22 protein-coding genes are annotated in these 19,976 nt (G+C 42.2%); 5 read left to right on the top strand and 17 right to left on the bottom strand.

The genetic code is table 11. The features are described 5' to 3' along the window. Nucleotides 1-3: 3 nt before the first annotated feature. The 4 genes from BTN98_RS02185 to flgK all read right to left on the bottom strand — a co-directional run bounded on the left by BTN98_RS02185 (nt 4) and on the right by flgK (nt 5,655). The gene (locus BTN98_RS02185) at nt 4-402 is read right to left on the bottom strand and encodes a flagellar protein FlaG (protein ID WP_060997091.1); all 399 of its coding nucleotides are present in this window, start codon (nt 400-402) and stop codon (nt 4-6) included. Nucleotides 403-484: 82 nt separating this feature from the next. After that, a complete protein-coding gene (locus BTN98_RS02180; protein WP_060997092.1) occupies nt 485-1,864 on the bottom strand; it encodes a flagellin in 1,380 nt (459 codons plus the stop codon). 563 nt (nt 1,865-2,427) lie between these two features. Next, on the bottom strand, nt 2,428-3,693 hold the full coding sequence (gene flgL, locus BTN98_RS02175) for a flagellar hook-associated protein FlgL (protein WP_060997093.1): 1,266 nt from the start codon (nt 3,691-3,693) through the stop codon (nt 2,428-2,430). 12 nt (nt 3,694-3,705) lie between these two features. Beyond that, on the bottom strand, nt 3,706-5,655 hold the full coding sequence (gene flgK / locus BTN98_RS02170; protein WP_060997094.1) for a flagellar hook-associated protein FlgK: 1,950 nt from the start codon (nt 5,653-5,655) through the stop codon (nt 3,706-3,708). Nucleotides 5,656-5,876: 221 nt separating this feature from the next. Between flgK and BTN98_RS02165 the strand changes: the two genes are divergently transcribed. Continuing rightward, on the top strand, nt 5,877-6,062 hold the full coding sequence (locus BTN98_RS02165; RefSeq protein ID WP_060997095.1) for a hypothetical protein: 186 nt from the start codon (nt 5,877-5,879) through the stop codon (nt 6,060-6,062). Between the two features lie 86 nt (nt 6,063-6,148). On the opposite strand, the gene flgJ is transcribed toward BTN98_RS02165, so the two are convergent. The 11 genes from flgJ to BTN98_RS02110 form a co-directional block, all read right to left on the bottom strand. Continuing rightward, nucleotides 6,149-7,147, bottom strand: coding sequence for a flagellar assembly peptidoglycan hydrolase FlgJ (gene flgJ, locus BTN98_RS02160; protein WP_060997096.1), 999 nt, complete (start codon nt 7,145-7,147; stop codon nt 6,149-6,151). A gap of 36 nt (nt 7,148-7,183) precedes the next feature. After that, entirely contained in the window at nt 7,184-8,275 is a 1,092-nt protein-coding gene (locus tag BTN98_RS02155) for a flagellar basal body P-ring protein FlgI (protein ID WP_060997097.1), read from the bottom strand. 30 nt (nt 8,276-8,305) lie between these two features. Next, entirely contained in the window at nt 8,306-9,028 is a 723-nt protein-coding gene (locus BTN98_RS02150; protein WP_060997149.1) for a flagellar basal body L-ring protein FlgH, read from the bottom strand. 91 nt (nt 9,029-9,119) lie between these two features. Then, nucleotides 9,120-9,908 (bottom strand): flagellar basal-body rod protein FlgG, encoded by a 789-nt coding sequence (gene flgG, locus BTN98_RS02145; RefSeq protein ID WP_060997098.1) that lies wholly within the window; start codon nt 9,906-9,908, stop codon nt 9,120-9,122. 19 nt (nt 9,909-9,927) lie between these two features. Further along, the gene (gene flgF / locus BTN98_RS02140) at nt 9,928-10,677 is read right to left on the bottom strand and encodes a flagellar basal-body rod protein FlgF (RefSeq protein WP_060997099.1); all 750 of its coding nucleotides are present in this window, start codon (nt 10,675-10,677) and stop codon (nt 9,928-9,930) included. A 158-nt stretch (nt 10,678-10,835) separates the two neighbouring features. Beyond that, nucleotides 10,836-12,188: a flagellar hook protein FlgE gene (gene flgE, locus BTN98_RS02135; RefSeq protein WP_060997100.1), complete on the bottom strand. Its 1,353-nt coding sequence runs from the start codon at nt 12,186-12,188 to the stop codon at nt 10,836-10,838. A gap of 8 nt (nt 12,189-12,196) precedes the next feature. After that, nucleotides 12,197-12,943: a flagellar hook assembly protein FlgD gene (locus BTN98_RS02130; RefSeq protein ID WP_060997101.1), complete on the bottom strand. Its 747-nt coding sequence runs from the start codon at nt 12,941-12,943 to the stop codon at nt 12,197-12,199. A gap of 17 nt (nt 12,944-12,960) precedes the next feature. Next, nucleotides 12,961-13,377: a flagellar basal body rod protein FlgC gene (gene flgC / locus BTN98_RS02125; RefSeq protein ID WP_060997102.1), complete on the bottom strand. Its 417-nt coding sequence runs from the start codon at nt 13,375-13,377 to the stop codon at nt 12,961-12,963. A 3-nt stretch (nt 13,378-13,380) separates the two neighbouring features. Beyond that, on the bottom strand, nt 13,381-13,776 hold the full coding sequence (gene flgB, locus BTN98_RS02120; protein WP_060997103.1) for a flagellar basal body rod protein FlgB: 396 nt from the start codon (nt 13,774-13,776) through the stop codon (nt 13,381-13,383). Between the two features lie 214 nt (nt 13,777-13,990). Beyond that, entirely contained in the window at nt 13,991-14,818 is an 828-nt protein-coding gene (locus tag BTN98_RS02115) for a CheR family methyltransferase (protein ID WP_060997104.1), read from the bottom strand. 54 nt (nt 14,819-14,872) lie between these two features. Continuing rightward, a complete protein-coding gene (locus BTN98_RS02110; protein WP_060997105.1) occupies nt 14,873-15,808 on the bottom strand; it encodes a chemotaxis protein in 936 nt (311 codons plus the stop codon). 152 nt (nt 15,809-15,960) lie between these two features. On the opposite strand from BTN98_RS02110, the gene flgA reads away from it, so the two are divergent. The 3 genes from flgA (at nt 15,961) to BTN98_RS02095 (ending at nt 17,550) form a co-directional block, all read left to right on the top strand. Next, complete coding sequence (gene flgA / locus BTN98_RS02105) at nt 15,961-16,635, top strand: flagellar basal body P-ring formation chaperone FlgA (protein WP_065190114.1); 675 nt, start codon at nt 15,961-15,963, stop codon at nt 16,633-16,635. Between the two features lie 138 nt (nt 16,636-16,773). After that, nucleotides 16,774-17,079 carry a flagellar biosynthesis anti-sigma factor FlgM gene (gene flgM, locus BTN98_RS02100; protein ID WP_060997106.1) on the top strand — a complete coding sequence of 102 codons (306 nt, stop codon included), beginning with the start codon at nt 16,774-16,776 and terminating at the stop codon, nt 17,077-17,079. Between the two features lie 42 nt (nt 17,080-17,121). Continuing rightward, nucleotides 17,122-17,550 (top strand): flagella synthesis protein FlgN, encoded by a 429-nt coding sequence (locus tag BTN98_RS02095; protein ID WP_060997107.1) that lies wholly within the window; start codon nt 17,122-17,124, stop codon nt 17,548-17,550. A 3-nt stretch (nt 17,551-17,553) separates the two neighbouring features. Here BTN98_RS02095 and BTN98_RS02090 read toward each other — a convergent pair whose 3' ends face one another. Beyond that, entirely contained in the window at nt 17,554-18,000 is a 447-nt protein-coding gene (locus BTN98_RS02090; protein ID WP_060997108.1) for an LPP20 family lipoprotein, read from the bottom strand. Nucleotides 18,001-18,011: 11 nt separating this feature from the next. Beyond that, entirely contained in the window at nt 18,012-18,647 is a 636-nt protein-coding gene (locus BTN98_RS02085) for a FlgO family outer membrane protein (protein WP_060997109.1), read from the bottom strand. 147 nt (nt 18,648-18,794) lie between these two features. Here BTN98_RS02085 and BTN98_RS02080 point away from each other — a divergent pair, with 147 nt between their 5' ends. Continuing rightward, nucleotides 18,795-19,931, top strand: coding sequence for a flagella assembly protein FlgT (locus tag BTN98_RS02080; RefSeq protein WP_060997151.1), 1,137 nt, complete (start codon nt 18,795-18,797; stop codon nt 19,929-19,931). The last annotated feature ends 45 nt before the right edge of the window (nt 19,932-19,976 follow it).

Raw genomic sequence — 19,976 nt, 5'->3', positions numbered from 1 at the left:
TAACTACACAGTACGGCTTAAAGAACTCAAGCTATGCTTGGCTAAATTTTCGTTTAACTCTAGCAATTCTTGTGCCGGAACTTGACGAATAATATCGCCGCTTTCTTTATCGACAATGGTCGCTATTTGTTTACCCGTTTCATCATCAATATGAAACTGTAAACTGCGATTAACCTGTTGTAATAGTTGTTCAATCTGCTTAATTCGTTCTTGCTCTTGTTGATTATCAAGATTGAATGAATTAAGCGGATTGTCATCTTTTTTAATGGCTTCGGTTTTATTGACGGTTTGATTTAATGACACGTTATTGCCAATAATTTTTGGCGGTTGAGTATCATCAACGCCAGCTTGAACATCATGAGAGTTATATAATGATGAAGGTGGTAGAGGATTGATCGCCATAGCCAGTTCCTTGAGCATATTTGTTAGCGATTAAAATACAATACTGCCCTGCTTGATATACCAAGCAGGGCACGATTACGAATTAACCTAGTAGGCTAAGCGCAGATTGTGGAATTTGTTTTGCTTGTGCCAGAATAGATGTACTTGCCTGCTGCAGGATCTGATTCTTAGTCATGTTAGTCGTTTCTGATGCGAAATCGACATCTTTAATACGGCTGTTTGATGCGGTTACGTTTTCATTGATGTTAGCAAGGTTGCTCAATGTATGGTTAAAACGGTTTTGCACCGCACCTAAATCAGCTCGCTGTGAGTCGATACCTGCGATTGCTGCATCGATAACGTCTAATGCATCTTGTGCTCCACTGCCATCAACACCAGACGTTAAGTCAACGTCAGCAATAGAAGCTAATGTTGAAGTCGCTGAACCTGTCATCAATGCCCGATCTGTTCCTGCAAGAGTAATATCATCGCCAGATGTTAACTTTAATGTAGAATTTAGTGTTGCATCAGCAGTAACAGCCGTTCCTCCTAGACTAACAGTACCAGCCGTTTTACCCGTAATTTGAACGCCATCTACATCACTAGCAGATAGAGCTATTGAGTTATTACCTGAATCAAAATTAGCTTTATGACCTGCTTTGTTGATATCTTCAGCTAGCTTCTCTGTATCACCATTATAAGTAGCTAAATCAAAGGTATCGCTACCAATCGTAAGAGTACCATCAGCTGATGCATCAAGGTTACTAATTGTCGTATCCACTTTAGCTTCAGCTTTTACACCTGTACCTGAACTATTTATCGCAGCAGCAACACCAGTAACACCAGTACCAACAGTTACAGGCACAGCTTTACCATTAACAGTAATATCATCAGTCGTTGTTTTAGCTAAATCTGCTGTTGCTGTTAGTGTACCAAAACCACCAGCCGAACCTGCGGAATCTATCTTATTATTACCAATTGATGTTGACTTCATATCCATTAAAGAAACATCAATAGTCTCATTCGCGTTAGAACCAATTTGGAATGATTTTGTACCAAATGAGCCATCAAGTAAGTTTTGACCACCAAACGTCGTTGTCTCAGAGATACGCGTTAATTCTTCTTGCAGTGCACTCACTTCTTTTTGCATAGCTGCACGATCATCACCAGAGTTTGATCCGTTAGCTGCTTGTAATGATAGATCACGCATACGTTGCAAAATATTTGTTGACTCTGACATCGCGCCTTCAGCGGTTTGCGCCATTGAGATACCGTCATTGGCATTACGCATTGCTACGTTCAAGCCGTTTGTTTGGCTGGTTAAACGGTTTGAGATTTGCAAACCTGCAGCATCATCTTTTGCAGAGTTAATGCGAAGACCTGATGATAGTTTTTCCATGCTGCTTGCGACGCCATTGCTTGCACCATTTAGGTAACGCTGGGCGGTCATTGCAGAAACGTTAGTATTAACTGTAACAGCCATAGTTGTTGCTCCTTAATTTGATACCCAGCAATCCCGGGCGAAGACAGTTTTATCTGTTGTGCTAAAGTTAACGGCACCGTTTTAAGAAGCTTTAGAATTATTTTTAGTATTTTGTATATTTATTTAACAATTGATAAATAAGGGGAATATTTTCCGAGTGGCAAGTGCCAAACCCCACCCCGTCATTCCCTACAGTGAGGTTACGAACGAGATAGGGAATCTACTCCCCACGCGTTGTAGGGTCATTGGGGTTGTACTGATTGAATTCACTGGCGTCTGTTATGCTCAAGCACGCATTGAGTAGATCACGGATAACCTCGTCCCTCGACTTCCGAGATGACGCATAATCGGCTACGTGAGTGCCAAGCCCCGTTATTGCGACCGTGAGTGCTCCCTCACACCGTCATTCCCTACAGTGAGGTTACGAACGAGATAGGGAATCTACTCCCCACGCGTTGTAGGGTCATTGGGATTGTACTGATTAAATTCACTGGCATCTGTTAGGCTCAAGCACGCGTTGAGTAGATCACGGATAGCCTCGTCCCTGCTCTCCCCTAAACCCCTTAAATATAATTAAACAATGACAATTGCTTGGTTTGCCCAAACGCTTGCTGCGAGGCTTGCAACGCCATCATTTGTTGATTCATATCCATAATGGCTTTGCTGTAATCAAGATCTTCTAAGCCACTTTGCGCCTGATTTAGGGTTAATTCAAAATCAAGATGTTGTTCTAACTGGCGATCGACCTGCTGCATGATAGTGCCGACTTCTGAACGTTGTTGGTTCATATGCACAAAGCCACTGTCGAGATCATCAATCACTCGCTGTAAGTTTGCTTCTGCCGCAGGCGATGAGGTTGGACGCTCTGCGTTATCAATCGCACTCTGAATCGAATCAAAAATATTGATGGTTTGGGCAGGCTTTAGCGTAATGCTATCGCCACTGCTGATGCCATCAAATTGCAGATTAAGGGTAGCACTATCGGCAACCGCAGGATCTTTATAACTGATCCCCTGCTGAGGATCATAACTCGCATCAGTAACAACCTCTTTACCGCCGATGTTAAGGCTGTATTGCATTTCTTTGGTGGTATTACCGTCACTATCGACCACATCGACTTCATTAAAACTTACTTCAATAGTTTCAGCCGTAGAAAAATCACTGGTAGTCGCTGAAAGTAAATGCAATTTAGAGCCATCGGTTAAGCCATCAGCTGTGGCAGTTTTATCACTAAATACAGGTCTAAAATCACCGTAACTATTGGGGACATCAGTAAATAGCTGATCGCCAGGCAAGCTGGTTTTTACGTTAACCGATTTATCAATTTGCGCATAACGCGACTGGTTATCACCGTGATAGTTCATGCTGCCATCAATGGCTTCCATAAACGGTTTAGTATCAGATTGATTACCCGCAAACACATAGTTACCGGCTTCATCACGACTATTGGCTAATTCCAGCAAGCCATCACGGAGGCTGATTAATTCATCTTTAAATGCGGTACGGTCGTTACTTGCCATCGCACCATTGATCATTCCCAGCACTTTTTGTTTGGTTGCGCCAAGGTTATCTTCAACCCCAGCTATCGCGGTTTCCATGGTTTGCAGACGATTATTTGCAAGGGTGATGGCACTATTATATTGATCGATTTGAGTCAGCTGTTGACGGTAGTTTTGAATCGTCACTGATGACACCGGATCATCGCCTGCGGTTTCGACCCGTTTGCCGCTAGATAGTTGACCGTTAGTTTGATTAAGCTCGCCTTGCTTACGCATTAAGTTGGAGGTCAGGTTTTGGTATTGGCTGGCGGTTGAGACGCGATTGATCATGACAACTCCTGGTTATACTGCGCGCATTAAGGTATCAAAGGTTTCTTTTGCCACCGACATAATTCGTGATGACGCCATGTACGATTGTTGAAACTTCATTAAGTTGGCGGCTTCTTCATCAAGGTTAACCCCTGATAAATTCGATACTCGCTCTGAGGCTGAATCAAAATCAAGCTGATTCACTTCGGTTAATTTATCGGCATTTTTTTTAAGCATGCCAATATCTGTCGCTAAGCCTTCAAAAACATCAATCACACTGGATTTACCATCAGCCATGGTCTTTTGATGCTGAACTTGCTGCATCGCTAAAAAGTTACCGTTGCCGCCTTGGGCATTTTGCGCGCCAAGTTCAATCTTAAAACTATCATTGGCAGCAGCATTGGCTGATATTGTCATTACTGGTATTGATGTAGTCGCGCTGGTTTTAAAGGCAATGTTAGCGCCATCAGCAGCAGAATAACGATTATCAACCAGCTCAACATTGGTATTAGTTTTTAAATCAGTAACCGTAACTTGATCGCCCGCGGCATTTAACTGTAACTGATACCGCCCCGCTGCATCATCAGGCACATTCTCTGCTTTAGTGATGCTTGCCGAGCCAGTGTTTGACTCTGCGGCAATCGCGGTTAACTGGCGGTGACCAGCAAGCCCGCGCGGATCGGTCATTGCCAGTGAAATATCCGCGGCACCACGACGTGAAGGTTGAATAATGGTGGTTTCAGTCTCGCCAGCCGTTAACGTTGGCGGTTGATTAATAATAATTTCTAGGCCATCAACCTTAGCAACAAACTTGCCGTCAGCACCGGCTTCCAGTTGAGTTTTATTACCTTGCTGATCAATCAAGGTATGGCTGCTCGCATCACTGACTAATTGATAATCACCTAATTTAAGCTGGTTAATATCATCAATTTTAACGCTTATATCACTGCTGCTACCAAAGGGTTTAAGCGCCCGTTGTGACATTGCCTTAGCACTATTAATATCATTAAATAATGCTTGCCCTTGCTGACCATTAAGATCAACGCCCTGCTGTTGCAAATCATTCATTTGGGATCCAAAGCCAATTGCCATTTGTCCGAGTTGATCCAAACTTTTATCAATCACATCATCACGTACCGTTAGCATCGCCCCTAAGCTGCCGCCAATAGTATCGCTCTTAATCGGTTTGCTATTATTTCCATTGATTAACGCTATTTGTTTATTGGCAACATCAGGATCGCCATCGACGAGTTTCAACTGCGATGCACTCACGCCTGAAACTAAAGTATCACCGCTGCCAATAATAACCGTATTGGCTAAACTGCCTTTATCAGCTAACACTGTCACTTGAGTATATTTGGCTAATTCGTTGATCAGCGTTCGTTGTTGATCAAACAGATCATTACTGCCATCGCTATTTGATTGTTGTTGCAGGCTGGTATTAACGGCGGCAAGTTCTTGCCCTAGCGCATTGACGCGTTCAAGTGAAACATCAAGTTGCTGATTAACATCAGTACGAATATTGGTGAGGGTTTCGTGAGCATTATTAAGATTAACCGCCGCTTGATTGGCATGTTCTAGCACCGTTTGACGGCTACCTAGATCGCTTGGGTTATCCGCTAATGACCGCACCGAGTGATAAAAATCATTGATACTATTAACACTATTAACCGCGCTTTTAGAGGTGAAGTCATCTAACATCGCTAAATGCTGTTGTTTAACGTTAGCTTCTTCAAGCTGAGTGGTAGATAGCGTCAGTTCGCGGGCTGCAAATTGGTCATAAGCACGACTGACGTTATCAATATAAGCGCCAGTACCATAGTAATTATTACCATTCCAATGCGCATTATCTGCTTTTTGCTCGACAACTTGACGGCTATATCCAGGCGTGTTGACGTTGGTAATGTTATGACTTGCCACATCCAATTGTTTTTGAGATGTGCGTAAGCCACTCACCCCAATTTGCATCAAATCTACCGCCATTGCCCACTGCCCTCACTGAAAATTAAACCATTACCGTCAATGTATTGCGATAACGCTGTAACTAATAAGCAAGAACTGAACCACTTTTAAATAAATAGCGCGCTGACATCGATGTTTAAATAAATACTGTTAATTAGCATTTATTTACTTATACTTTTGCCAAAGCTGCCGATACAGATCAACACTTAACAAAACTAACGTCATAATAAAGGATCGCGCTAATGAATATTTTACTTTCTGGATTAATTGGTTACGCGATAAAAGAGGTGGTTGTGCCGCTGATTACTGACAGTAACGATGATCAGCAACAATCAAAGCAAGTGTCTGATAAGGAAGTAGAAGGGGCATTATTTGAGAGTAACGATCTGATTAAAATGGTCTCAAGTTTAATTGATATTGTGGTGTAAGATTATTGTTGCTTTACTTATTCACAACTCCCTCGATACGCCAGCTTTTTAGTTACTTTATTCTTTGAACGCCCAGATCATCCTGATCACAATAAGCTCTGCACTTTTTTCATTACCGCTAACACTTTGTTGCTGTAATTAGGATCAGTGGCGTAGCCTGCTTGATGAATTTCACGAATAAATTGTTGCGGCTGAGTGCTGTGCGTTAGTGCTTTTGAATAGCGCGGATTATGCTGTAAGAAATTAACAAAGTCATCAAAACTGTGCTGATAAGAATCATAAGCACGAAATGCTGCTTGTTCTTGAACGGCAATACCATCATGAAATTCTAATGTTTTAGTGGCAACCTTTTGCCCCTGCCAGCGTGGATCTGCTTTAATATTAAATAAATTATTGCTTGAACCAAGCGCATTATTGATCACTTTTTTACCCCAGCCAGTTTCTAATGCTGCTTGAGCAATCAATAACGCAGGATCGGTGCCTAATGCACGTGCCGCTTGCTGCGCATAAGGTTTCATGTGATCAACAAATTCAGCTGCCGAGGCAAAACTTGTCGGTTTAGCGACCGCAGCAGGCACTGCTTCAACCGCATTAGTCGCGATTGATTTTGCAGAGACGGGCGCGGGTGTAAATGGTGCTGGTGCTGCTAACGGTGATGTTTTGGCTGTCGCAGTGGCTAAAGGTAAAGCCGTCGCATCGGCATTAATTGGCCGAATCGAAAATGGCTGCGGTTGCTGCTGAGGTCGAAGTTCGGTTGTCGGCTGGTGTTGACTCAAATCTTGTTGCTCGCCACCGAGCTGTTTAACAATCATATCCGCCAACCCAAGACTGCCAGTAGTACTTAGCTGCGAAGAGAGTTGTTCATCGTGCATTTGCTGGTAAAACTTACCGTTATTGCTACTCATTAAATCTGATTCAAAGGCGCTATTAGCCTCACGCATCGATTTAAATAACATCTGCGTAAAAATAGATTCAAACTGGGTTGCCGCTTCGCGCAAAGAGCCTTGTTTATCCTCGCTGATCCCTGCTCGTAGACGATCAAGGTTGCTTAAATCATGAATAAAACCCGGCTCTATTTGCTTCATTGCGGCTCCCTTTTATAGTAATAACGCACTAACGGATTAGATAATAATTAACTGGCCTTCAATCGCACCAGCTTGCTTTAACGCTTGTAAAATCGCCATTAAATCTGATGGCGCAGCGCCGACTTGATTGACCGCTCGTACTAATTCATCCAAGGTCACTCCCGGCTCAAATTTGAACATGCGTGCATCGGATTCATTAACAGTTATTTGTGAATTAGGCACTACCACGGTTTCACCACCAGCAAAGGCATTGGGCTGACTCACTTGCGCATTTTCTTTAATGGATACTGTCATGCCACCATGAGTAATTGCCGCTGGACGTAACTTAACATGCTGGCCGATAACAATGGTGCCGGTGCGTGAGTTAACAATGATTTTTGCCGAGCCTTCAGCGGGATCAAACTCTAAATTTTCAACCGTTGATAAAAAAGCCACTCGCTGACTAACATCACGCGGCGCACGAACACGAATCGAAGTTGCATCCACAGCTGATGCCATTTGTGGACCTAAAAACTGATTAATCGTATCAGACATTCGTTGCGCGGTAGTAAAATCAGATTCGTACAAGTTAAAGGTTAAATAATCGCCACGCCCAAACGGGTTTGATACTTCTTGTTCAACCATCGCACCATTGGTGATTCGCCCCACTGTTGGGGTATTACCAACCACTTTAGAGCCATCAGCACCTTCAGCACTAAAGCCTCCGACCACTAAACTACCTTGGGCAATCGCATACACTTTACCGTCAAGACCTTTCAGAAACGTTTGTAATAATGTGCCACCACGTAAACTTTTGGCAGAGCCAATCGAAGACACGGTAATATCAATCGTTTGACCTTGCTTAGTAAACGCAGGCAAAGTCGCATTCACCGCAACGGCGGCGACATTTTTGGTTTTCGGTTTAGTGCCGACAGGCAATTGAATACCAAAGTTTTGCAACATCGCATTAAAAGTTTGGTCGGTAAACGGGGTGGTTTCACCAGTGCCGGGTAAACCGACCACTAATCCATAACCGACTAATTGGTTACTACGCACGCCTGCAACGGCGGCGACATCTTTGATCCGTGCTGCTTGCACTGTGGTGGTAAATAAAGCCAAGGCTAGAATACATATTGACGAAATTTTCAAGCGATTCTCCGCTGCAAATTAAGGTGAGGCTTAGAAAGCGACATTAAAAAAACGTGACAGCCAATTTTGCTGCTGAATGTCTTGTCTATCACCAGTGCCTGAATATTGAATCCGTGCATTAGAAATGCGGGTTGAGGCGATAGTGTTATCTTGATCTATATCATCGGGACGAATATTGCCGCTAACACGAATATATTCTTCGCCAGTATTGAGCATTAACCACTTTTCACCACGGATCACCAAGTTTCCATTACTGAGCACATCGACCACTTCAACTGAGATCGAACCTTTAATACTGTTACTTTGATCGGCAGAAGTAGAACCTGCAAAAGAGTTATTATTCGCCATCGCATAAGACAAAGTGTAATCATGTAAAGTGACAGGCTTACCACCAAGATCAATCGGCTTCATATTAAGATCGGTTTTTTTGTCGAGATCAGAACTAGCGCTTTTCTTGGCCGCGGTTTTCTCTTCCAGCAAAATTGTCACAATATCGCCAATCCCACGCGGCTTAGTATCATCATATAAATCTTGCGCCTGAGCCTGATTAAATAACGATCCGGTTGCAGTGGCATAATGTTCTGGTTTAGGTTGTGGTCGTACTGGGTTCCACGCCGGATCGTTCATTTGTGCATCTTCACGGCCACGCAAGCGCTCAATCAAGCTTTTTGACTGCGGCTGCTTACCTTCGACAGCATCAACATTGGTGGTGGCTTTTTCGATATCGCTGCCAACCATATCAGGGGTCGACATACAACCACTTAACCCACAAATCAGCGCAATAATACTCCAACGCCAATAACGATTTTGGTGTGTTTTCACCGCAAGTTCCTTATCAGTCGAGTTATAATTGCTGATTAACGTAACTTAGCATTTGGTCAACGGTTGAGATCACTTTTGAGTTCATTTCATAAACCCGTTGTGCCTCAATCATGTTCACTAGCTCTTCGGTCACATTAACATTGGAGGTTTCAAGCATCGATTGGCGAATAGAACCAAAACCTTCTAAGCCCGGCGTGCCTTCTTGTGGATCGCCACTTGCACCTGTCGGTAAGAATAAGTTCTGTCCAATCGGCTCCATACCTGCTGGATTGATAAAATCAGCGGTGGTTATTTGCCCCAGAACTTCGTTTTCTTGTTGATCACGAATACGTGCCGAGACTTCACCATCAGTACCGACAGTAATACCTACTGCATTATCAGGAACCACAATTTCAGGCTGCACTGGATAACCGCTACCACTAGTCACTAAAATGCCTTGATCATTAATGGTAAATTGACCATTACGGGTATAACCAATATTGCCATCAGGCAGTAATACTTGGAAAAAACCATCGCCTTCGATCATCATGTCCATGGCATTATTGGTGGTTTGAGTATTACCTTGAGTAAACACTTTTTGAGTCGCAACCACTTTTGAACCCGCACCGAGCATTAAGCCGCTTGGCAGAGTAGTATCTTGGGTTGATTTACCGCCAGGCTGATTAATGTTTTGGTAGAATAAATCTTCAAAAACCGCTCGACTTTTCTTAAAACCAATCGTCGAGGCGTTAGCTAAATTATTAGAAATAGTTGAGATATTGGTTTGCTGGGCATCTAAACCCGTTTTACTGACCCATAATGCTGGATGCATGCTGCTCGTCCTTTAGTAATTAGCTGATACGCATCAGTGAAGAAGAAGACTTATCCATTTCTTCGGCTGACTTCATTAACTTCACTTGCATTTCAAAGTGACGCTGTAAATCAATCATGCTGGTCATTTCAGCAACGGCATTAACATTACTGCCTTCAAGCATACCTTTGGCTAAGTTAACACTGGCATCGGCATCTAAAGGATCACGATTACCAATCACTTTAAATAAGCCATCAGTATCTTTAAATAAACTGCGATTATCAGGTTTAACAAGTTTAATGCGATCAACGGTCACCATGGTATCTGGCGGCGCACCTTTGGGTAATACCGCCACTGTGCCGTCTTTACTGATTTCAATTTTATTGATCGGTAGAGGAATAAAAATAGGGCTGTCGTTACGTCCTAGTACCAACTGGCCATTGCTGTTTTGAAGCATGCCCATTTGATCAACTTTCAAATGCCCTGCACGGGTATAGCCTTCTTGACCATTGGCATCTTGGACTGCTAACCAGCCATCACCTTGAATAGCAACATCAAGATCGCGTCCAGTATTGATCACTGAACCTTGCGCAAAATCATTACCAGTACGCTCAGCCATGGTAAACACGCGGCTTGGTACGCCTTCACCAAACACCTGCATACTACGTGCTTGTTGTAAGTCAGCTCGAAAGCCCGTTGTACTGACGTTAGCAAGGTTATTGGCATGTACTCGCATACCTTGCATATCTTGTTTTGCCCCGCTCATGGCGAGAAACAGCGCCCGATCCATTTTTTTGACACTCCTCTGTTCAATAGCGGATTTAAAGCAAAAATTACGCCAAGATGTGAATAAAGAATAGCAACTGTCAGAAACTGAGAGATGAACATACAAAAACGCCACCGATAGCGGTGGCGTTGAGCAATTAATAATAATTAACGCATTTGAAATTAACGAATTTGAAGAATGTTTTGCTGAAGTTGGTTATTAACATCCAAGGCACGTGAACTGGCTTGGAAGTTGCGCTGGGCACTGATCAAATCCACCAGCTCTTGAGTCATATCAATGTTTGATTGCTCTAGAGTACCGCTTTTAATAGCACCAAATGAACCTTGAGAAGCATCACCCCACACCACTTCACCTGACTCTTGGGTTGCATTCCATAGCGATCCGCCAAGTTGCGTCAGCCCTTGCTCATTGGCAACACGTGCCATTGCTACGCGCCCCACCACTAAATCTTTACCATTTGAGTAAGACGCCATGATATTACCATCAGGATCGATATCAACTTTGGATAAATAGCCCGTTGTTGCACCATCAACATCTTCAAATTTACGTACTTCAAATGCTGAAGCGTACTGAGTTGGCTCATCATATTTCATGGTTAACGCCTGATTAATATCAGCACCACCAACATCGATTTTGGCATCGGCAAAGCTTTCCATTGGAATCTCATTTGGAGAGCCCGCTTGCAGTTGCCCATTAGCATCAAATTTCATGATGTAGCCAATATGCGGACTCACTTTTGGATCCGTCATATAAGCAGCAGGTAATGAGCCTGGTTGTACATCCAACGCTACTTCGTCACCATTGTTATTGGTCACGGTTTGATAAACTTCCCATGTATTGGCTTGCTGCAGCTCAGGAGTCGCTGCATTAGGATCATACTTTGCCACATAATAAGTGGTCATTTTGTATGGCTTACCCAGTGAATCATAGATTGTTGATGAAGTAGAACGGCTAAATGAATCTGGATCCTTAAAATCAAACGGCTGACTTTTAGGTGTCGTCTCACTATTAGGTAAATTAAGAGAAACTTTGATATTTTTAGAGGCGGTTGGCTGTCCAAATACATCATCAATTTTCAATGATTTAGCTTCATATGAAGCTACCGTATTGGTATCTTGATTCACCGGATAACCCAATAAGAACTTGCCTTCAGAGTTAACCAGTTCATTTTCATTGTTTAATTGAAACGCGCCATTACGGGTTAGATTACTGTTGGCGACTTCATTTTTGCTATCTGCCACCGCAAAAAAACCAGCACCAGATACCCGTAAATCTAACGGGTTATTGGTATAAATGCTTGAACCTTCATGGAACTGTTGTGCCACCGTTGAGGTTTGAACACCGCCACCCGTGGTGGTTTTAGAATTTGAGAAAATAGAATTCGAATACACATCACCAAACTCTGCCCGCGACTCTTTAAAGCCAAAGGTATTTGCGTTGGCAATGTTATTACTGGTGGTGTTTAGATCCTTTTGCGCAGCACCCAAGCCACTTAATGCGATATTCATACTCATGAGTTCAGTTATCCTTGTTGTGTACTAAGTGGTGCCGCAGATTGGGCGCTTTTACCAATTTGTAAGACTTCAGCGAGATTGACCGGTTTAGTGACACCGGCGAGGTTTAACATCACTTTACCGTCGCTGTTGCCCAGTAAAACGCTATTTACATTAGCGTGAGTTAGCACTTCAAATTGTTGGCTTTCACCACCAACATTACCTGATACTGAGAAATTATATTTACCCTGCGGCATCACATTGCCAGCATCGTCTTTGCCATCCCATGCAAACGGATGCTCTCCGGCTGATTTTGCGCCAAGCGTAACGGTTTTTACTAATACGCCTTGCTCATTTTCAACCCGCAGAATGGCGTTATCGACCCCTTGTTGCATACGAACCATACCCGCCATTTCACCATCATGGCTTTTTAGCGCCGACGCACTTGGAATAAGTACATCTTGGCCTACCAGTGATGATGCTTGCAGTGCTTGGTTAGATGTCATGGCACTATTGAGTGAGCCAAATTGCTCATTCATTTTATTGATGCCATCAACAGTAGCAAAAGACGCCATCTGCGCAATCATCTGATCATTACCTACTGGCTTAAACGGATCTTGTTGCGCTAATTGTTTGGTTAACAACGATAAAAAATCATCTTGTTTTAATTGATTAGTGCCCGTTGTCGGTTGCTCTTCAGCAATTTTTTTATCTTGCATGCCTTTTAATTGGTCAAGATAAGAAAGGGATTGCCCTGCGCCATTAATGGTTGTCATAACACTCGCTCCTTTGCTTATTTGCCCATTTGCAATGTTTTCATTAGCATTTGCTTACTGGCATCTGCAACTTGAACGTTATTTTGGTAAGAGCGTGATGCCGAGATCATATTGGCCATTTCTTCCATCACATTAACGTTCGGTTTATAAATATAACCGGCACTATTCGCCAATGGATGCTCTGGATTATATTCAGCACTTAATGGCTCGTTACTTTCAACGATACCTTGCAGTTGTACTGGCACACTGGCGCTGCCTTGATAAGACGCATTATCAAGCGCTGCGGCAAAAATAGGATGGCGCGCTTTATAGGTTTCTTGCGCAGAGCTACTAACACTGTTGGCATTGGCAAGGTTACTTGAGGTGGTATTGAGTCGTACTGACTCGGCACTCATGGCAGAGCCTGTAACATTAAAAATATTAAATAAACTCATCCATTATTCCCCTTTCAATGCCTTGGTGAGGTTCTTAAATTTAGAACCTAAAAAGTCTAACGATGCTTGATATTCAATGCTATTTTGCATAAATAAGTTTTGTTCTAATTGCGCATCTACTGTATTACCATCACCGCTGTCGGGTTGGGTAGGTACGCGATATAACTGCTCACCGCTAGCACTACCAGAGGCAGTAATATGCCGCCCATTGGTAAGATTAAGGCCAACGTTTGCCCCTGAGGTTGCCGATTGCAAGACGCGGCTAAAGTCGACATCTTTTGCTTTAAAGCCAGGTGTGTTGACATTGGCTAAGTTACTCGCCAAGGTTTCGGCGCGAGTAGCGCGAGCGCCAACGGTATGTTGATGAATACCTAATGCTTTATCAAAAGAAATCGACATATTTTGCCTCTACGGTGTTGTTCACAGTCACAATGACAACAAGAGTAAAGCAAGGACAATGCCAAGATGGAAAAGAGGATAGGAAAAAGTAGGAGAAGGGACGAGTGACGAGCAGGTACGAGAATAAGAGCTTAATAGCTAACAATGTAGTAGCAATCTTTCCAGTTCGGTTTTACATTTCGAAATCTCGCCCCTAAACTCCCTGCTCTTACTATTATTTTAATTTGTAAATAATACCCGGGTTACAGCGTACCATTTCAAACTTATCACACAATCCGGTTAACGATTCTGATGCTCCTAAGAATAAATAACCGCCAGGATTTAAACTGGCAGCTAATTGATTGAGTACTTTGATTTTGGTTTCCGCAGAAAAATAAATTAATACATTTCGGCAAAATATCACGTCAAATTTACCCAATAACACATAGCTTTCTTTTAAATTCTGCGAACGAAAACTAACCAATTGCTTCACTCGCGAATTGACCATCATTCCGCCACTGACATGAGGTTCAAAAAATAGTTTTCTACGCTCAGAAGATAAACCTCGACTTAACGCTAGTTGGTCATACACCCCTTCACGACACATATCGAGCATGGTTTGTGAAATATCTGTCGCGGTGATCTGAATATTTGGTAACAGTCCTGGGCGTTTTTGTTGTTGCTCTAAAATAGTCATCGCAATTGAATATGGCTCTTGGCCTGACGAACTTGCTGCAGACCATATTTTAAACGATCTTCTCTTGGCTGCTAATTCTGGCAACACCTTATCAGCTAACACTGTATAAGGATAACCATCACGAAACCATAATGTTTCATTGGTTGTCATTGCATCCACTACCGCAACACGCACTTCACGATTACGCCCACTTAGTGTGAGTTGCAACAGCTCAGATAAAGACTGCATACCAAAACGTTTAATTAACGGGCTTAAACGACTACGAACTAAGTACTGTTTATTGTCCCCTAAAACAATGCCACACTGCGCTTCAAGATAATGACAAAAGTCATAATAATATTGATCATTTACCGTTAATGTTGTCATTAATCACTCTTTATTATTGTTATATTATTACTACACGTCGAATTTTATTGATGGTTAAGCTGGTGTATCGATAATAGGTATCATGGCATTTTTGACCGCTTGTCCGAGTTCATCAGGGTTAAATTTAGGAATAAAAGCATTGGCTCCCACCCGCTCAATCATCGCTTGATTAAAGACGCCACTCAGAGAGGTATGCAAAATAATATGTAAATCTTTTAGTGCTTGATCGCCACGAATAGCCGCCGTTAAGGTATAGCCATCCATTTCTGGCATTTCGATATCAGAAATAACCAATGCCAATTGTTGATAAATACAACCCTTAGCAGCCATAGCTTGTAATGTTTGTAATGCTTCCTTGCCATCTTTAACACAAATACAATCACAGCCGATAGATTCAATTGCCCGCTGAACTTGCTTACGTGCAACCATTGAATCATCAGCAATTAACACGGTTTTTACTGCTGGAGTAATCAGATTAATTTCATCGAGTAACTCAGTTGATAAACGCGTATCTGCTGGTGATATTTGATCGAGGATCTTTTCAACATCGAGAATCTCTACCAGCTCATTGTCAATCTCAGTGACCGCTGTAAGATAATTACTTCGACCAGCCCCTTGTGGCGGCGGTAAAATAGCTTCCCAGTTGATATTAACGATCCGCTCAACTGCTGAGACTAAAAATCCCTGCACCGAACGGTTAAACTCAGAAATAATAATAAAGCAGTTACTGATATCTTCGACAGGTCGATCGCCAATAGCGAGGCTAATATCGATCACTGAAATGGTTTGACCTCGAATATAAGCCACCCCTTTCACAAACGGATGTAAATTAGGCATTGCGGTTAATTTCGGGCACTGTAAAACTTCTTTGACTTTAAAGACGTTAATGCCATAACGCTGACGTCGATTGAGCCGAAACGTAAGTAACTCTAATCTATTTTGGCCAACCAACTGGGTACGTTGATTAACGGAATCTAAAAGACCTGACATGTGAAATAGCTCCCTGCTCAAGAATATTAATCTGACCAATACAAGCAATTTTATGAATAATTACTTATGATATACCGTCTAACTACTGATTTTCTAACACCGACAGAGAATATTACACCGTGATCACTCATCGATATTTAGATCTAGTTTGCATGATTATCGGCAGTTTACTGCTGAGCTTTAGTGGAAATATTCATGCGACACCACTCTCTCAACAAGAGCTTATTAAAAAAACTGCTGTCAGCCATATAAAACAGACCCTAATACAGCCCGAGTTTGGCAGTATTAATATCACCGCAGCAAAACTCGATTCACGATTACGGTTTCCAGTTTGTAGTAGCCAACTGCAAGCGTCGACGCCAGGTAAGCAAACATTAACAGGTAATGTCACCGTTTTAGTGCGCTGCGAAACTGAAAATTGGCAATTATATGTTCCCGTTAGTATTCAACAAACCTTGCCACAAGTGATTGCCACTACCCATTTAGGCCGTGGCGCACTACTCAGTGCTGCTAACCTTAAAATTGCGATGGTAGAGAGCCGTTTTCAACGTGGCATTAGCTTTACTGATCCACAGCAACTTATTGGTTCTAAAGTCAAACGAACGGTAAAAGCGGGTGATGTCATTCAAGCCAACGATATCTGTCTTGTATGCCGTAATGACAGTGTATTAATTCGTGCAGGTCAGTCAGGGTTAGCAATTGTTACTGCGGGAAAAGCATTATCTGATGGCGCGATAGGTGATGAGATTCGAGTCCAAAACAATAAGTCAAAACGTATTATTGATGGCGTGGTTACTGCTGTTGGTGAAGTATCAGTAAAGTACTAATTCATCGTTCAATATACAGCCATGAATCTAAACATCTACCGACATAATATTTTGGCGTTAGCACATAAAAAAAGCTAAAGTTTAGGGTTTATACGTCGATAACAGACTATAACCATTGACATCGACAGGTACAATATTATGACAAGCATTGATCATTTACGTGGTGGACAACCACTGAACACTAGCCGTACAGTTAACACTCCTAAAACGGCAACAGAAAATACCGCCCCAACAGCTATTGAACCACAACACGATGCGGTTTCATTAAGCTCTCAAGGCAAAGCCGTCGGTCAAATTCATCAACAATTAGCCGCTGAAACCAGTTTTGATTCCGCAAAAGTGGATCAAATCAAACAAGCAATCGCTAATGGCAGTTATACTATTGATGCCGATAAACTTGCTAATAATATGATTAAATTTGAAGATGAACTTAATGGTCTTTAAGACAATTAATATTATTACGTATTCACTGTAAGGATCTTGGTCATGAAACATACTATTGAGCAATTGCTTGAGCTACAACAAACAGCTTTAGTATCACTTGCTGAATTACTCAACCAAGAGAAAACAGCGATAGCGCATCGACGCGCATTAGAAATAGAACAATTTGCCAAAGAAAAACTTGCGATCATTAACAGTGTTCAACAACACGATTACCTGATTGCCAACCACCCTCAACGCCAGCAATTGCAGGATGATGATTTACTCCGCCAACAGGTTGAACACATTCAACAATTGGTTACGCTATGTAAACAGCGTAACGACATCAATGGCGAGGTTTTACAACGGGCACAATTAAGTTTTCATAAGCTTAATAACCTATTTCAACAAAGTCGTGGCCGCCATCAAATGACCTATAATTGTGATGGTAAGGCGCAAAATGTTCGATCATTAGGCACTAACCTTAAAGCTTAATCATTAAAACATCACTTGCTGATTATTAGGAACATGGAATACTTCACCATGTTGCTTCATGCGTTCCATTAAACCTAAATTCAACTCCATTTCAGTCACATAGCTATCGCCAACCGGATAACTGCGGATCACTTTTGCACCACGAATAATGCCATCAACCGCACCATCAGTGGTTTCAGGACCTAATTGTTGATTAGATAGCGACGTTGTAGCGGAGATTCGAAGACCATATATTTGTTCAGACAACTCACGGTAAGCATCGAGTTTTGATGCTCGCATAGCGCGTAAACTTTTTTCTTCTTGAGTACGACCATTTTGTTCACTGATAGATGCATAACCAACCGCAGATACCAGCTCATTACTGTGGGTTAAATTCGAATTAAGGCCATTATTTGAGGTGGAACATCCTGATACTGCGACCAATAACATTACTGCTAGCCATTTCATCATCGCGCTTATCCTTAAGGTCGTAATACCACATTATTAGTCGTGGTTTGTTGTTGTTCAGTGCGCATAATCACACCGTTACGAAGTTGAATCTTATTCATGAAATCTAAGTCACGCCCAATACGATCTGCCGGTAAAAAACCTTGAGCAGTCGCAATCACGACATGTGAGCGCATGCCAATAATGCGTGCATTAACCAATACACCACCACTTTGACGTAACATGGTGCCGGTAAGTACATAATCAACCGGTTGTTGCCCTGATAATTCTTGCCAATTACGGCTGATACTAAAATCGCCATTACGGGTAACCTTAATCACTCCTGTTGATTTGTAATCAACCACCGTAAAGCCCCGCTGCTGCATCTGAAACATAAAGTTTTCACTGACAACATTACCAAGCCAGTTAGTTGCCCCCATGTCTTGCAGATCAACAAATGACGTTACTGCTAAAGGGGTGCTTGCGGTTAAATATTGGTTGGATTCAATCAACTGATTGGTCAAACCCTCAACAAAATAATCAACCGTATGACGTGGCGTTGTTGTTAATGAATATCCTGCTGAGGAGAATTGTTGTTTACCGTTATAAACTTGCGGTGCTGCACAGGCTGTAACTAACAGCGCGCACATCACCAATATAATATTGTTCATTTTTTGCCACTCTCGATACGCGTGATAAAGAAGATATCGTTCACAAACACAATTTCTTTAATGATAAACACCAATTAGGAACACTCTTTGCATTCCTTTGCAGCTATGTCTCGATTAAAGCAAAAAACATACCTAAACTGGTCTTTTATGAATAAAAAAATAGCAATCTGTTTGAGCGGCTTGTGGTTACTGTTCTCAAACGCTAGTCATGCGCAATGGGTACAAGTAACAGGTGAAGCAACGGTCCTTGAAAGTAAGGCGACAGCACGTGTTAATGCCTTAGAGAACGCCGTATTTCAAGCAATGACCTTCACTGGTGGTGAGATAGCCAGCTTGCCGTTACTCAAAAGTTATTTGCAAGAAGATCGACAACAATACCGCTTTAGTGGCAATGAAATTCGGCATATTAGCGTGCTGGAACAAAAACAGGCTGGCGGCAAAATGTATGTCACTGCCAGAATAGATATTTACCCATCGGCAAAAAGTTGCCACAAGGTACAATATAAGAAAGGATTATTACTGGGTAGATTTTCACTGGCAGAGCCTCAACAAGCGGCAATGGGCAGTATTTATCAATTAGGTGATGATTTCTCAAAAGTGCTGAAAAAAAATATTCAGCAACGTTCGCAAAGTTTTTTAGTCACGGGGATGACACAAGTTCCTTTTAGTGCCAATCATGCTGATGCGATGATGATGCTCGCGGAAGATAATGACGCCCAATATTTGATCAGTGGCGAGATCACTGATCTTTCAGCGACTGTCGATGATCACTTATTACAAGCTGATACAATCAATCGTCAGTTTGCAGTCAACTTAGATATTATGGATGGCAAAACCGGTGAGATGATTTATCAAAATAGTTATCGTGATATTGGCTTATGGCCGTTTGCACGTACTAGCCATGTTGATACTAAAACTGCCCGTTTTTGGGTCTCACCTTATGGACAAAGTATTCAACGTATTACTCAAAATATGATGCTTGATATTGAAAGTGCGCTGTCGTGCCGAGCAAGCTTACCTGAAATCGTTAATATTCATCAGGGTATGGCACAGATTAATGTCGGTCGTGTACACGGTGTACGTAATGGTGATCAGCTTAAGTTATGGCATAGTGCTGGTTTTATCGATCAGAAAGGAATTCCTCGCAACCGAATGGTTGAAACGGCAATTACACTCACTGTCGATCGTGTCTATGAGAAATCAGCAGAACTTCGTGTTAACCAGCCGCAATTGGCTTCAAGCATTCAACCTGGTGATTTACTGACCAAGCAGTTGAATCAATAATACTATTTTCTTAACCTCTGTGCATTTTCGCGTATACTATGCACA

The organism is Photobacterium aquimaris (assembly GCF_002954455.1).
Lineage (GTDB): Bacteria > Pseudomonadota > Gammaproteobacteria > Enterobacterales > Vibrionaceae > Photobacterium > Photobacterium aquimaris.
The sequence above is the reverse complement of the archived record's forward strand: the minus strand, read 5'-3'. Positions and strand labels throughout refer to the sequence as shown.

Excerpts from the sequence above, each read along its gene's own strand:
- BTN98_RS02185 (WP_060997091.1), bottom strand. The coding sequence starts at position 402 with ATGGCGATCAATCCTCTACCACCTTCATCATTATATAACTCTCATGAT.
- BTN98_RS02180 (WP_060997092.1), bottom strand. The coding sequence starts at position 1,864 with ATGGCTGTTACAGTTAATACTAACGTTTCTGCAATGACCGCCCAGCGT.
- flgL (WP_060997093.1), bottom strand. The coding sequence starts at position 3,693 with ATGATCAATCGCGTCTCAACCGCCAGCCAATACCAAAACCTGACCTCC.
- flgK (WP_060997094.1), bottom strand. The coding sequence starts at position 5,655 with ATGGCGGTAGATTTGATGCAAATTGGGGTGAGTGGCTTACGCACATCT.
- BTN98_RS02165 (WP_060997095.1), top strand. The coding sequence starts at position 5,877 with ATGAATATTTTACTTTCTGGATTAATTGGTTACGCGATAAAAGAGGTG.
- flgJ (WP_060997096.1), bottom strand. The coding sequence starts at position 7,147 with ATGAAGCAAATAGAGCCGGGTTTTATTCATGATTTAAGCAACCTTGAT.
- BTN98_RS02150 (WP_060997149.1), bottom strand. The coding sequence starts at position 9,028 with ATGTCGACCCCTGATATGGTTGGCAGCGATATCGAAAAAGCCACCACC.
- flgG (WP_060997098.1), bottom strand. The coding sequence starts at position 9,908 with ATGCATCCAGCATTATGGGTCAGTAAAACGGGTTTAGATGCCCAGCAA.
- flgF (WP_060997099.1), bottom strand. The coding sequence starts at position 10,677 with ATGGATCGGGCGCTGTTTCTCGCCATGAGCGGGGCAAAACAAGATATG.
- flgE (WP_060997100.1), bottom strand. The coding sequence starts at position 12,188 with ATGAGTATGAATATCGCATTAAGTGGCTTGGGTGCTGCGCAAAAGGAT.
- BTN98_RS02130 (WP_060997101.1), bottom strand. The coding sequence starts at position 12,943 with ATGACAACCATTAATGGCGCAGGGCAATCCCTTTCTTATCTTGACCAA.
- flgC (WP_060997102.1), bottom strand. The coding sequence starts at position 13,377 with ATGAGTTTATTTAATATTTTTAATGTTACAGGCTCTGCCATGAGTGCC.
- flgB (WP_060997103.1), bottom strand. The coding sequence starts at position 13,776 with ATGTCGATTTCTTTTGATAAAGCATTAGGTATTCATCAACATACCGTT.
- BTN98_RS02115 (WP_060997104.1), bottom strand. The coding sequence starts at position 14,818 with ATGACAACATTAACGGTAAATGATCAATATTATTATGACTTTTGTCAT.
- BTN98_RS02110 (WP_060997105.1), bottom strand. The coding sequence starts at position 15,808 with ATGTCAGGTCTTTTAGATTCCGTTAATCAACGTACCCAGTTGGTTGGC.
- flgA (WP_065190114.1), top strand. The coding sequence starts at position 15,961 with ATGATTATCGGCAGTTTACTGCTGAGCTTTAGTGGAAATATTCATGCG.
- flgM (WP_060997106.1), top strand. The coding sequence starts at position 16,774 with ATGACAAGCATTGATCATTTACGTGGTGGACAACCACTGAACACTAGC.
- BTN98_RS02095 (WP_060997107.1), top strand. The coding sequence starts at position 17,122 with ATGAAACATACTATTGAGCAATTGCTTGAGCTACAACAAACAGCTTTA.
- BTN98_RS02090 (WP_060997108.1), bottom strand. The coding sequence starts at position 18,000 with ATGATGAAATGGCTAGCAGTAATGTTATTGGTCGCAGTATCAGGATGT.
- BTN98_RS02085 (WP_060997109.1), bottom strand. The coding sequence starts at position 18,647 with ATGAACAATATTATATTGGTGATGTGCGCGCTGTTAGTTACAGCCTGT.
- BTN98_RS02080 (WP_060997151.1), top strand. The coding sequence starts at position 18,795 with ATGAATAAAAAAATAGCAATCTGTTTGAGCGGCTTGTGGTTACTGTTC.